The following is an 11,669-nucleotide window of genomic DNA, read 5'->3' as shown; positions in this document are numbered from 1 at the left end:
CTCCCTTATCTATTGCGATTGCCGCGACCCAAGGCGCGGCTCATCTGTGCGGCGATCTGGCTTTGGCTGCGGCGGAAGCCCTGCACGTCCGGCGTGGTGATGTTCATCACGACGTTCACCGCGCCTCCGCCGCCCGAGGTGCGCACGCCCAGTTTGCCATCGGGGCCGCGTGCCAGAGGCATGATCGCCTCGGGTCCGGCTTCGCCCATCAGACCGGTGCCGCCGCGCATCGGAAATGTGGTGGGGCCGCTGACCACGCCGCCATTGGCAAAAGGCATCACCCGGCCCTGACTGAAACTGCCGCCATTGGCAAAGGGCAGAATACCCTGAACAAGACCACCGATGCCGTTGGCCAGCATGCCGCCGAAATGGTCCGTCACGGGTTTGATCGCCGCCGAATAGGCCGTGCGGATCATCGAGTTCTTCAGCACGTCCAGCGCATCCGACAGGTTCATCCCGTCCAGCACCACGCCGTCAAACGCCTTGCGCAGCCCGCCGGACATGCCGCGCTCCAGCGTCGCCACATCCTTGCCGGTCTCTTCAAACGCGGCCTTGATCCGCTTCATCTGGCCGTCAAACGCCGCCGCCATCGACGCGGCATCCCCAAGCGAGTCGCCCAGCGCCTCGCCCCGTTCCTGCAGGTCGTCCAACCCGTCACGATCCGTCGTCATCACGCTCTCCTTGTTCCTTGTCCGGGTAAGCCGCCAACAATGCGTCCAGCCCCGCCCGGTTCATCGCGGGCATCCCCGCGCCCTGCCCCAGCATCAGCCTCAGCTCGGCCGGGGTCAGACGCCAGAACTGGTCCGGCGTCAGACGCAGGCCGGTCATCCCGGCCCGCATCAGGGCGGGCCAGTCGAACCCGCTCAACGATCCGGCACCATGAAGGCACGGGCCAGCAGCTCGGCCGCAGCACGGGCACCCGCCATGGGGCCACCCTCGATCTCGGCGTGCAGCATGTCGGCGCGGGTTACATCCGACCCGCCGCCCCGCAGCCCCGCCACAATCAGCGCCAGCACATCAGCGCTGGAATAGGCCCCGCCTTCGAAGCGCTGCACCAATTCCACCAAAGTCCCGGTGCCCAGTTCCTGTTCCAGTTCCGCCAAAGCCCCCAGCGTTAGCTTGAGTGCCCGAGGCTGCCCATCGATGGTCAAAGCCACCTCACCCGTCCACGGATTGGCCATCGGCTTACAGCGCTGTGAAGGTCAGGGCACCGGCGCTGGCCAGGCTCATCTCATAGGTGGCCTCACCGTTGTGCGAACCCGCGTACTCGATTCCAGTCACCTGAAACGCGCCTTCAACGATGCCGAAATCAGGGATGATCACCTGAAAATCCGGCGTCTCACCATCAAAGAACAACTGACGCGCGCGTTCATCGGTGCCCGCGTCCTTGAACACGCCCGAGCCCGAGATCGAGGCCGATTTGACCCCCGCCCCCGACAGCAGCTCGCGCCATCCGCCCTGGCTTTCAAGGCTGGTAATATCCACACTTTCCGCGTTGAAACTGACCCGCGTGGCGCGCAGGCCCGCGATGGTCTCGAACACGCCCGAGCCGTTCATATCCACTTTGACCAACAGGTCTTTTCCGTTCTGGGCAGCCATATGCTCTCTCCGTTGATTGCTTAGTCGTCTTCCACGCGGGCGCGGAATCTCAGGTCGATCTGGCGGATCGCGCCGCCCGTTCCCGTGCGCCGGGCGCTGGCGCGTTCGAACCACAGGCCCACAAGGCGTCCCCGATCCAAGCTTAGTGCCGCGCCTTCCAGCGCGTCGCACACTGCGCCAGCCAGCGTCTTGGCCGTGCCAAAGCCCGCGGCCTCGGACACCACCGACACGGTGAACCGATGCACTGCCCCCGCGCCCGACCGGTCCGAGGCATCGCGCACCTCTTCCGGGCCCAGCGTCACATAGGTCTGGGGTACCGCCCCCGCCGGAACCGCGTCATAGATCGCGCCGCCCGACAGCGTGCTGACCTGCCCATCGCCCGACAGCTGTTGAAACACCGCCGCCTGCAAAGCAGCTGAAACGCCGTAACTCATGCCGCCACCTCTTCGTCTGCGAAACAGGTCAGGTACTGGCCGCTCGGGTCGCGCTCGGCCACGGCGCGGATCACAAACCGGCGCGGGCCCTCAGAGAACCGCTGATCCGGGCTTGGGCGCATGGACGCCCCCTCGGGTGCGCCGCGCACCACGATGCGATAGCCAACACGCGAGACCGGGATGCCGGCGACAGACCGCTCGGACCCGCTGCGCGCGGTGACCTCGGCCCAAACCGTGCCAACCGCAGCCCATGTCTCGGTATAGCCTCCAGCCCCATCTGCGCTGCGCACCGGAGCTTCAAGCACCAGCTTTCTGTTCAATCGGGGCGTCTTCATTGCGCCACCCCGGCACCAAAGCGCACAATCCGGTAGCGTTGGATCAGGCTGGTGACGCCAAAGGGCATACAGCCCGCGCCCAGCGCCGTCTCATCTCGGTATTCATAGTAGTGCGCGGCCAGTAACAGCACCGCCTGCCCCAGATCAGCGGGCAGAGCCCCCCAATCCGCAGCCATCCCTGCGGTAAAGGCGATCTTGACCGACCCGCCCGTGGGAATGGTTGGCAGGGTTGCACCCGCCGGACGCAGACGCGGACGCTGGCTATCTTGCGCCAGACGATACCGGCCATTGTCCACAACCGTACCGGTGCCGGCCGCGTCGGTCACCGTCACTGCGCTGATTGCCGTGACCGGGGCCACCGGCAGCACCTCGCTCGCCGCATCGCGCCAGCTGTTCAGATCCCATGAAAATCCGCGCGTGATCAGCACCTTGCCGGTACGCGCTTCAATCGCTGCAATCGCCGCCCGCAGAAAGCCTTTCAGCACTTCATCCTGCACGCTGTCTTCGGTAAAACCCGTTCCCAGCCGCAGATGAGCCTTGAACTGATCCACCGGCAGCGCCGCATCCGCGATGGCGGTCTCTTCGATCAACATCATCCATACACTCCGCAATCTCGGACCCCTCCGGGGCCGTAACTTCAGGAATTGACGGGCACGCGCCGCCCCACGTTGCTCGGACGGAGGGGAGCAGCTAGACAACGCAAGGGATTTCACCCCGGCCCGCGCCCGCCGCCCCAGGGGACCAATGGCCCCCCGAGGATTCAGACCGCTTTAGGCGGTGCCGAATTTCACCAGCTTGATCGCGGCAAAGTCGCTTACGTCGCCGCCGACGCGTTTGGTCGCATAGAACAGGACATGCGGCTTGGCGCTGAACGGGTCGCGCAGGACGCGCAGGTCGGGACGCTCGGCAATGGTGTAGCCCGCCTGGAAGTCACCGAAGGCAATCGAGAAGCTGTCGGTGCCCGCATCCGGCATGTCTTCAGCGATCAGCACCGGATAGCCCATCAGGCGCGCAGGCTCACCCGCGGCCAGACCGTCCGACCACAGGAAGCGGCCATCGCTGTCCTTCAGCTTGCGGATCAAACCGGCGGTTTTCGAGTTCATGACGAAGGTGCCGTTCACGCGGTACTGCGCGCCCAGCGCATAGACCACGTCGACAATCGCATCCGCCTCAATACCGCCGTCGATGCCGGTGGGTACATAACCAATGTTGCCCCAGTCCCAAACGTCATTGTCGACCTTGGTGTGGTTCAGAATACCCTTGGGTTTGTCGGCACCATCACCGTTGATAAAGGCCGAAGCCTCGGCGCGGGCGAACTTGTCTGCAATACGACCTGCCAGCCAGCCTTCGACGTCAAAGGCGCTGTCGTCCAGCAGACGCTGCGAGGCTTTGGGCAATGCGCTCAGTTCGTGCAGCGGGATCGAGATGCGGTCGATCGACGGGGTCGCCGTCTCGGTCGCGGCGGCGTTCTCATCGGCCCAGCCAGCGCCCACATCGGTGTGATCGATCAGCACGTCGAACGAGTTCGCCTCGACATTCACCACCGACGCGATCGAGCGGATCGAGGCGGTGGATTTCAGAACCGACTTTATGATCTCGGCGGTCTGCGGGTCGATCAGATAGCCGCCATCGCTGTTCACGGCGCTGGACAGGGATTTCGACTCCATATCAAGCCCGCGCAGGCCGTCATCCTCGCCCGAACGCACATAGGCGTCGAACGCCTTTTGATGCGGTGCGCCGTCCTCAATCGAGGCCGCAAGGTGCGGACGCGCCGCGATGGTTGATTTTCGATCCAGCATGGTCAGTCGCTCTTCTGTCTGTTGCAGTTGGGTTTTCACTTCAGCCTTGAGGCCCTTGAATTCATTCACGAAGCCAGTCATCGCCTGCTTCACCTCCTGAACCAGGGGCGCACCCTCTCCGGTCAAGGCCGGGGTTTCGGTCTTGCTCATCAGCACTTCCATTTCTTGGGTGGGGGTTGAGGCGCGCTAGGTCCGCGCCAGCTCCTGCCGGGCGGTGTTGAACACCTCGGCAATACTGCGCCAGGTGTCTTGCGCGTCAGGCTCAACGCCCTTCGCTGCCACCCGCGCACTGGGCAGCATCGGGAACGTCACCAAGGACACCTCCCACAGCTCCAGTTCGGTCAGGACCCGCTGGCCCTTTTCATTCTTCACGGCCCGCTTGGTGCGATAGCCAATCGACAGACCATCCATCGCACCCGCGCGGATCAATTCAGCCGCCTCACGGCCCTTTTGCGTGGCCTCCAGCAGACGCCCCTTGACCCACAGGCCCCGGTCATCCTCGCGCACCTCATCCCAGACGCCGATGGGTTGCGCCGGATCGTGCTGCCACAGCATCTTGACCCGTTGCCCCGCTTTCGCCAGACCGTCAAGCGAGGCTCGATACGCCCCACGCTGCACCACGTCACTGCCTTGATCCACCTGACCAAACAGGCTGGCATAGCCCTCGATCACCGCATCATCCGTTACCGAAAGCCCGTCTCCGAACCGTGCGAATTTGTGTTCCAAATCCATGAAAACCTCCTCGTAAGCCTCTGATTTCACGGCGTCGCCGCAAGGAAGGACTGAAACACCTGCGCCAGGATCACTGCCGCCACGCCATAGACCGTCAGCCACAACCGTTTCTCCAGCCGTTCCATCATCTCTTCGATCTGATCCAGCCTTCGGCACAGATGGTCGTGCTGGATCTCGGCCACCCTCTCATGCGCGGCCAGACGCAGGCCCGGCGCGCAATCGAACGGGGGATACCCCTCAGCCATCCGCACGCTCCGGCAGCCCCAGCAGCGCGCGTTTTTCAGCATCCGTCAGGAAATCGGCGCCATTGACCCGCGCCCATTGCGCATCGCGTTCCGCCGACAGCGCAGGCACCTGATCCAGATCGGGTTTCAGCATCAGATCCTCGCCCGAATACCCGGCCAGCCATTCCGACACCGCCGCCGCCACCCGCGTCACCAGAGGCAGCACGGTCAGACGGTAAAACGCCCGGTTGGCCTCCTGATAGTTCGAATAGGTCGCGTCGCCCTGTATTCCCAGCAGCATCGGCGGGACTCCAAAGGCCAGCGCGATCTCGCGGGCGGCGGCTTCCTTGGTCTTTTGAAACTCCATATCGGACGGCGAAAAGCCCATCGGCTTCCAATCCAGGCCCCCTTCCAGAACCATCGGTCGCCCCGCATTGCGCGCCCCGCGATAGTTCTGTTCGATCTCGTCGGACAGACGGCGGAACTGATCTTCGGCCATCACCCCATGGCCGTCTCCCTTCCACACCAACGCCCCCGAAGGCCGCGCCGCGTTATCGAGCAGCGATTTCGACCACCGCGACGCGCTGTTATGCACGTCAATCGCCATCGCCGCCGCCTGCATCGGCGAGAACCCATAATGGTCGTCCTGTGGGTGGAAGGATTTGATGTGACAAATCGCATCCGCCGGGAACCGGTGTGTCTTTCCCCCCGCCGTATAATCATAGGCTTTGGGCCATCCATCCGCGCCCGGCACCACGCTCATCCGGTCCGAGCGCAGGACGTGCAGTTCAACCGGCAGGCCTTCCTCTGCCTGCACGGCCTCGACATAAGCGTTGCCCGACAGCAGCAACTGCCCGAACAAGGCTTCCATCAACTCCGCTCGCCCCTGTGCCGCATTCGGGCGGCGCATCAGCGACAGGATCGGATGCGCGTCATAGCGCTGCGCCTGATCCTGCAGAACCAACGGCAGCGCCGCTGCCGCCTCGGCAATCAGCTTGACTGACCGGAACCCCACCGGGTTGCCCGAGAACCCCGTGCGGGTCAGCGACACCGCATCCCGAGGGCTCCACGCCACGCGTCCGCCCGTCTGCCACGCCACCACGGGACCCGCCGCGCTGGCTTTCGCCTCGGGCGCTTCCCCGGCCGCTCCACGACGCAAGAAATCGAATACCATCTGTGCTCCTTTCTGTCGCCGCTGTGTCCGGCTTGTTGAAAGGAGTTATGACGGAAAGAAGTTTAAGCCTTGGGAATGGGGCGTACGGGGGTTGGGCAACGGCAGTCTTGATCCGATAGCGTGATCCGGCTCAGCCACATCTTCAAATGGCCGCTGCCATTAAGAAAACGGCCATTCAAACCTCAGCAACATAAGATCAGATATAGAATGTGTCAGCGCACCCAAAGTCGCCCCGAAACATTACTGGGTTTCTGCGGCTATCTTTCGATTTAGCGAAGCCGCTCTCGGAATCTTGCTCAAGTACGGCACTTTGGTTGGGTCTTGACCGAGCCACTTTGCAAAATGCTCAGGATAGTACCTACCACGATCAGGTATCACCAGCGGAGTGTTACCCGCCTTCAAATTGTACGGATTGCCCTTCAGTATGTCTGTGTTCGAATAAGGTGCAGGAGAGCACTCCCACGATCCACCACTTTGTTTGGTTACTGGATTGTAAGTGTTCGCACCATACCGATGACAAAGCTTGGGGCTAGAAGCACCTATCGCTTGCACCTGCCAATCCCCAACTACAACTCGACTATTGCCTGGATACCAAAGATACGATTTGCCGTTTGGCGCATAGTGTTCAACCTGCGTTCCATGTTGTTGAATGAACTGATTTGGATCTCGGTAAATGACGGTGGAATTCGATATGGCTTTCTCCAGTGCTTCCGGAGAACTAACGATCTCTCGCCGCAGCAAAAATTCCTGCCGCTCTTCCGGCGTAACCGGATCGCACGCAGCTAGAAAAAGCGGTAGTAATGCCGCCAAAAGCAAACTTGAAATCTTCGATTGATTTGCCATTAAAATGTTCCCGGCTCCGACAATGAATGTTGTCCCTGTAGAAACCTCTATACGATGAGAACCGGGTTACAAGAGTGGAAACCAAGCAATTTTGAAGGTGTAAAAAGTGTTGGAAGTGGTTGATCGACTTTACGAACAATTGAACACAATCGTTACAAACTCCGCACCCTCGGCCTTCTAAACACCCCCGCAGGCCCCACAACCAGCTCATGCAGCGCCCAAACCAGCGCATCGACACGATCGGGCGAGCCCTGCCCTTGATACCCGCGCGCGGTCATCTGGCACATCTGCTCCTCCAGCGCGTCCAACTGCGCCACATGGCTTACCCGCCCCTGTTCGTACAGCGCCGCCACGGGCTCGGCTCGCGCGACCTTGCCGCGTGAGGCCCGCACAGCGCGATAAGGCACCAGAGGGTCCACCTGCCGCACGACCTCTTCCACCAGTTGCCCGCCCTGATTGACCTCGGCCACCAGCCGTTCGGCCCCGAACTCATCCATCGCGTCAATCGCCGCCTGCGCCCAGCCCGCCGGGCCAACGCCCTGTACTGTGCGATCAGCCAGCACGTAGGTCCGCCATTCCTCGGGCGGCCCCTGTAGCTGAGCCCCCACAACCACGATCCCGCAGGCATCCGCACTGGACCCCGCCGTTACTGCCGGGTCCAGCGCCACCACGATACGGTCCAGTTCAGGCACAGTGTCTACCCGCGCCGCATCTAGCATCGAGCCCGTCCAAAGCGCCCCCTCGGCATCCGACAGCAGCACCCCGTCCAGCTCCTGCCGCCCCAGCCGCGTGCCCGCATAGCGCGCGCGCACCTCGTCCAAGAAGGACTCCGCCAGATTGGCCCGGTTCGCCTCGGTCGGCGCATGGGTCTGCACGGTGGAGGGCGAGGCCAGTAAATCTTTCAAAACCCTCACATTACGCGGTGTTGTCGTCACACAGACCCGGGGCCGATCCCCCAGCCGCAGCGCAAATTGCAACATATCCCAGGTCTCCCCGGCCTTCTTCCACTTGGCCAACTCATCCACCCAAGCCGCATCAAATTGCGGCCCGCGCAATCCCTCGGGGTCATGCGCCGAAAACGCCTGCGCTTCGGCCCCGTTGGGCCAAATCAGCTTGCGCTCGGATGCCTTCCACGTGGGCCTGCGATCCGGCGGCGAGCACTGTAAAATCCCGCTATCGCCAAAGATCATCACATCGCGCACCTGATCAAAGGTCTCACCGACCAAGGCCACCCGACACGCCTCACCCTTATCCAACGGCAAAGACCCCTCGACCATCGACCGTACCCATTCAGCCCCGGCCCGCGTCTTGCCCGCCCCGCGCCCGCCCATGATCACCCAGGACCGCCAGTCGCCCTCGGGCGGCAGTTGATGCGGCAGCGCCCAGAATTCAAACAGGAAAGGGAGGGCGCACAGCCCCCCCTCCCCGATCTCACTCAGAAATCTGTCCCTCACCGCAGCATCGGCGGAGGCGAGCCAGCCTGCACCCGATTTCAAATCGAGCGCGCTCAAGGTCGAGCGCGTATCCCCCTTGGGCAATTCCGGCTTGTCTGTGATGTTGTTCGACAAAGCTTGTCTCCACTTTCTGACAACTTCGGATCAGCCCCTCTAACTGACCCAGTTGTTTTGCCGTTCCGGCAAGATCTGCATCCTCCCCGGTTCCGATTTGCCTGCGCAGTTCTTCTGCTGCTTGGCGCAAACCGCGAATGGATGTTTCCAGCGACTGCAACAGTTCCGCCGTCTGGGACATCCGCTCTTCCGGGGTAATCAAAGTCATGTGTGCCTGTGACCTCATGCGTGAGTTTTCTCCGCACGACAGAAACGAAAAACGGCCACCGGGGTCACCCCGGGGCCGTTGCCCATCTCTCCTAGCATGACACAAACACTACGGAAAAAAGTGCGCAAAGTCAATATGTTGTGCAACACCCATGCAACGGGAACCGCACTGCCTGTTAAGACTGTTGGCGTTTGATCTATCTAGCCACCGGTAAATTCGCTCAGCCCCGAGCGATCTCCAGCACGGCGGCACTCACAATCAGTACCGCCCCCGTGGCCTCGCGCAGCCCAAAGGGCTCGCCCGAAAACACAGCAGCCGAAATCAGGCCGACCACAACCTCGCTCATCAATAACAACCCCACCCGGGCCGGTGTCAGTAAAGTCGCGGGCCAGATCGTCAGAAAGATCATCGGCAAAGTGTACAGCACTGACAGCACCGCAATGGGCAGTACACCGACAACAACCGCGCTTTGCTGTTGCACCGCGCCTGCGCTGAACACCAGGCTGATCAGCGACAGCAACAGAGCCCCGGCAATAAACGCAAAAACCTGCCCCGGAACTGAAATACCCGAGGAGCGATACAAACCCAGCGTGCCCACCGCCCAAGCCATGCCGGATACCAGCGCCGCCCAATCCCCTGCATTGCTGGGCCAAGGGATGCCGTGGCCGCTGCCAAGGACGATCGCCATGCCGCAAAGGCCACATACCAACCCCAAAACGCGGGTTCCGGTTAGATGCTCGCCAAGAAAAACCCGACCTAAGATCGTGCCCCAAACCGGCGTCAGGTAGAACAGCAGGATGGCTCGAACGACATCCGTATAGACCAGACTGATCGTGAACAGACCAAAGGCCGCACCGGTGAACATGCCGCTGAACATCAAATCCTGCCAGCGCCGTGCCAGATCGTGCCGGTCGCGCCACAAAAGCGGCAAAAGGCCAAGCAGCGCGACCGAATACATCACAATCCCCGGCCAAGCCCCGTCCAGCCCCTGATCTACGAAGTAGCGGACAGGGATCCAGTACAGTCCCCACATCATACCGCCCAGAACCAGGGCACCGCTGGCGAGCTTCAGGCTATCGCCCTGCCGTGCACTTCCCTTCATTCCCAACCCCAAACTTCGCCCCGAAGCGTCACCACGCGCTAAACCGCCACTCGGAAATCGATGGCTCAAACTGATTGAGAACGCCAGAAGAATTTGGAACTCCGACCGCCGGTCCTTCAGACAAATACTTGACAAAGCCCGCGCCAACCCTCATGTGCACGCCATCAGCGCCGCCGCGTGAGCATTCGGGCCTTAGCCCCACCGGCGCACCATATCTCTCCTGGTTCCCCTTCACGCAGGGTTCTTGATGCGACGGCCAGACGGTGCAGGATACGCCTGTGCGTCCCGAGGTCTCGCTAAACCCTGCCTGCCGCGCTTTTGCGCGGCAATACGCATCCGCGCTCAAAGCTGCGGATATTAAAGGATTATTACGTGTTCGACTTTGACATGCTGGGCCTTGCCCCGGCTTTGAACGACGCCCTGAAACGGGCGAACTTTACCCAACCCACCCCGATCCAAAACCAGGCCATCCCGATGGCGCTGAATGGGCATGACATTCTTGGGCTGGCCCAGACCGGCACCGGTAAAACGCTGGCCTTTGGCCTGCCGCTGATTGATCACCTGCTTGCGCAACCGGCCAAACCTGCACCCAAGACAGTCAAGGCTTTGATCCTTGCGCCTACGCGCGAACTGGTGAACCAGATCGCGGACAGCCTGCGTACCCTCACGCAAAAGACAAAACTACGCGTCGCCACCGTTGTCGGTGGCCAATCCATCGGTAAGCAGATTTCGTTCCTGTCGCGCGGCACCGATATTCTGGTCGCCACCCCAGGCCGTTTGATCGACCTGATGGAGCGCGGAGCCGTCGACCTTGGTTCAGTGCGCCATCTGGTGTTGGACGAGGCCGACCAGATGCTGGACATGGGCTTTATCCATGCGCTCCGAAAAATCGCACCCGCATTGGGCACGCCGCGCCAGACGATGCTGTTCTCGGCCACCATGCCGAAACAGATGGAAGAGCTGAGCCAATCTTACCTCAACAACCCGCAGCGCATTCAGGTCTCGCCCCCGGGTAAAGCAGCGGACAAGATCACTCAATCCGTTCACTTTCTGTCGCGGGCGGACAAGCCTCGCAAGCTGCGTGAAATCCTCTCGGCCGATATGGACGCTCTGACGTTGGTCTTCTCGCGCACCAAACACGGGGCCGAGCGGCTGATGAAAGACCTCGTCAAAGACGGGTTCAACGCGGCATCGATCCACGGCAACAAAAGCCAAGGTCAGCGGGATCGCGCCATCAAGGCCTTCCGCGCTGGCGAGGTCAATGTGCTGGTCGCAACCGACGTTGCTGCGCGTGGCATCGACATTCCAGGCGTCGCTTACGTGATCAACTATGACCTGCCCGAAGTGCCTGACAATTATGTCCACCGCATTGGCCGCACGGCGCGCGCAGGGCGCGAGGGTGAGGGCATCGCTTTCTGCGCTCCGGATGAGTTGGACCAACTGAAGCAAATACAAAAGCTGATGAAAATCGACATTCCGGTCGCCAGCGGAACCATGCCTGAATTCGCCGAGCCCAAGAAGCCTCGCAAACAGGGCGGTTTCCGGGCGCGTAAGCCACAAGGGGCCAAGTCCGGGTCCAAACCCGCCGCCTCTAAACGGCGCCGTCCCCGCAGGCGTCCAGCAGCATAATAAAAAAGGGCCGCGTTTCGGA

15 protein-coding genes are annotated in these 11,669 nt (G+C 61.8%); 1 reads left to right on the top strand and 14 read right to left on the bottom strand.

Annotation, left to right across the window (positions count from 1 at the left end; genetic code table 11):
* Positions 1-5: 5 nt before the first annotated feature.
* The 14 genes from ACR3EG_RS08350 to ACR3EG_RS08285 all read right to left on the bottom strand — a co-directional run bounded on the left by ACR3EG_RS08350 (position 6) and on the right by ACR3EG_RS08285 (position 10,018).
* Entirely contained in the window at positions 6-671 is a 666-nt protein-coding gene (locus ACR3EG_RS08350; protein ID WP_480494840.1) for a phage tail tape measure protein, read from the bottom strand.
* The gene (locus tag ACR3EG_RS08345; protein ID WP_170724446.1) at positions 655-867 is read right to left on the bottom strand and encodes a rcc01693 family protein; all 213 of its coding nucleotides are present in this window, start codon (positions 865-867) and stop codon (positions 655-657) included. Before ACR3EG_RS08345 ends, ACR3EG_RS08350 begins: the two co-directional genes overlap by 17 nt.
* The gene (locus ACR3EG_RS08340) at positions 864-1,181 is read right to left on the bottom strand and encodes a gene transfer agent family protein (RefSeq protein WP_480494838.1); all 318 of its coding nucleotides are present in this window, start codon (positions 1,179-1,181) and stop codon (positions 864-866) included. The genes ACR3EG_RS08345 and ACR3EG_RS08340 overlap by 4 nt, the downstream gene beginning before the upstream one ends.
* A gap of 4 nt (positions 1,182-1,185) precedes the next feature.
* A complete protein-coding gene (locus ACR3EG_RS08335) occupies positions 1,186-1,599 on the bottom strand; it encodes a phage major tail protein, TP901-1 family (RefSeq protein WP_480494837.1) in 414 nt (137 codons plus the stop codon).
* A 20-nt stretch (positions 1,600-1,619) separates the two neighbouring features.
* On the bottom strand, positions 1,620-2,033 hold the full coding sequence (locus tag ACR3EG_RS08330) for a DUF3168 domain-containing protein (RefSeq protein WP_480494835.1): 414 nt from the start codon (positions 2,031-2,033) through the stop codon (positions 1,620-1,622).
* Complete coding sequence (locus ACR3EG_RS08325; RefSeq protein ID WP_480494833.1) at positions 2,030-2,368, bottom strand: phage head closure protein; 339 nt, start codon at positions 2,366-2,368, stop codon at positions 2,030-2,032. The genes ACR3EG_RS08330 and ACR3EG_RS08325 overlap by 4 nt, the downstream gene beginning before the upstream one ends.
* Positions 2,365-2,964 carry a head-tail connector protein gene (locus tag ACR3EG_RS08320; protein WP_480494831.1) on the bottom strand — a complete coding sequence of 200 codons (600 nt, stop codon included), beginning with the start codon at positions 2,962-2,964 and terminating at the stop codon, positions 2,365-2,367. The genes ACR3EG_RS08325 and ACR3EG_RS08320 overlap by 4 nt, the downstream gene beginning before the upstream one ends.
* Before the next feature lie 174 nt (positions 2,965-3,138).
* Complete coding sequence (locus ACR3EG_RS08315) at positions 3,139-4,317, bottom strand: phage major capsid protein (protein ID WP_480494829.1); 1,179 nt, start codon at positions 4,315-4,317, stop codon at positions 3,139-3,141.
* Positions 4,318-4,353: 36 nt separating this feature from the next.
* A complete protein-coding gene (locus tag ACR3EG_RS08310; RefSeq protein ID WP_480494827.1) occupies positions 4,354-4,899 on the bottom strand; it encodes an HK97 family phage prohead protease in 546 nt (181 codons plus the stop codon).
* A gap of 26 nt (positions 4,900-4,925) precedes the next feature.
* The gene (locus ACR3EG_RS08305; protein ID WP_170770510.1) at positions 4,926-5,144 is read right to left on the bottom strand and encodes a GTA head formation protein, RCAP_rcc01685 family; all 219 of its coding nucleotides are present in this window, start codon (positions 5,142-5,144) and stop codon (positions 4,926-4,928) included.
* Positions 5,137-6,297 carry a phage portal protein gene (locus tag ACR3EG_RS08300; RefSeq protein ID WP_480494825.1) on the bottom strand — a complete coding sequence of 387 codons (1,161 nt, stop codon included), beginning with the start codon at positions 6,295-6,297 and terminating at the stop codon, positions 5,137-5,139. Before ACR3EG_RS08300 ends, ACR3EG_RS08305 begins: the two co-directional genes overlap by 8 nt.
* A 240-nt stretch (positions 6,298-6,537) precedes the next feature.
* Entirely contained in the window at positions 6,538-7,140 is a 603-nt protein-coding gene (locus ACR3EG_RS08295) for a hypothetical protein (RefSeq protein WP_480494823.1), read from the bottom strand.
* A 152-nt stretch (positions 7,141-7,292) separates the two neighbouring features.
* Entirely contained in the window at positions 7,293-8,636 is a 1,344-nt protein-coding gene (locus ACR3EG_RS08290) for a DNA-packaging protein (protein WP_480495925.1), read from the bottom strand.
* Positions 8,637-9,136: 500 nt separating this feature from the next.
* The gene (locus tag ACR3EG_RS08285; RefSeq protein ID WP_480494821.1) at positions 9,137-10,018 is read right to left on the bottom strand and encodes a DMT family transporter; all 882 of its coding nucleotides are present in this window, start codon (positions 10,016-10,018) and stop codon (positions 9,137-9,139) included.
* Between the two features lie 372 nt (positions 10,019-10,390).
* Here ACR3EG_RS08285 and ACR3EG_RS08280 point away from each other — a divergent pair, with 372 nt between their 5' ends.
* Positions 10,391-11,647, top strand: a complete 1,257-nt coding sequence (locus ACR3EG_RS08280) for a DEAD/DEAH box helicase (RefSeq protein WP_480494819.1) — start codon at positions 10,391-10,393, stop codon at positions 11,645-11,647.
* The last annotated feature ends 22 nt before the right edge of the window (positions 11,648-11,669 follow it).

This window comes from Ruegeria sp. AM7, assembly GCF_056535965.1.
This window is presented reverse-complemented; position numbering and strand designations above follow the sequence as displayed.

Bases quoted from the DNA above. Each gene is read 5' to 3' on its own strand.
- ACR3EG_RS08315 (WP_480494829.1), bottom strand. From the start codon at position 4,317: ATGAGCAAGACCGAAACCCCGGCCTTGACCGGAGAGGGTGCGCCCCTG.
- ACR3EG_RS08295 (WP_480494823.1), bottom strand. From the start codon at position 7,140: ATGGCAAATCAATCGAAGATTTCAAGTTTGCTTTTGGCGGCATTACTA.
- ACR3EG_RS08320 (WP_480494831.1), bottom strand. From the start codon at position 2,964: ATGATGTTGATCGAAGAGACCGCCATCGCGGATGCGGCGCTGCCGGTG.
- ACR3EG_RS08285 (WP_480494821.1), bottom strand. From the start codon at position 10,018: ATGAAGGGAAGTGCACGGCAGGGCGATAGCCTGAAGCTCGCCAGCGGT.
- ACR3EG_RS08335 (WP_480494837.1), bottom strand. From the start codon at position 1,599: ATGGCTGCCCAGAACGGAAAAGACCTGTTGGTCAAAGTGGATATGAAC.
- ACR3EG_RS08310 (WP_480494827.1), bottom strand. From the start codon at position 4,899: ATGGATTTGGAACACAAATTCGCACGGTTCGGAGACGGGCTTTCGGTA.
- ACR3EG_RS08300 (WP_480494825.1), bottom strand. From the start codon at position 6,297: ATGGTATTCGATTTCTTGCGTCGTGGAGCGGCCGGGGAAGCGCCCGAG.
- ACR3EG_RS08325 (WP_480494833.1), bottom strand. From the start codon at position 2,368: ATGAAGACGCCCCGATTGAACAGAAAGCTGGTGCTTGAAGCTCCGGTG.
- ACR3EG_RS08330 (WP_480494835.1), bottom strand. From the start codon at position 2,033: ATGAGTTACGGCGTTTCAGCTGCTTTGCAGGCGGCGGTGTTTCAACAG.
- ACR3EG_RS08305 (WP_170770510.1), bottom strand. From the start codon at position 5,144: ATGGCTGAGGGGTATCCCCCGTTCGATTGCGCGCCGGGCCTGCGTCTG.
- ACR3EG_RS08340 (WP_480494838.1), bottom strand. From the start codon at position 1,181: ATGGCCAATCCGTGGACGGGTGAGGTGGCTTTGACCATCGATGGGCAG.
- ACR3EG_RS08350 (WP_480494840.1), bottom strand. From the start codon at position 671: ATGACGACGGATCGTGACGGGTTGGACGACCTGCAGGAACGGGGCGAG.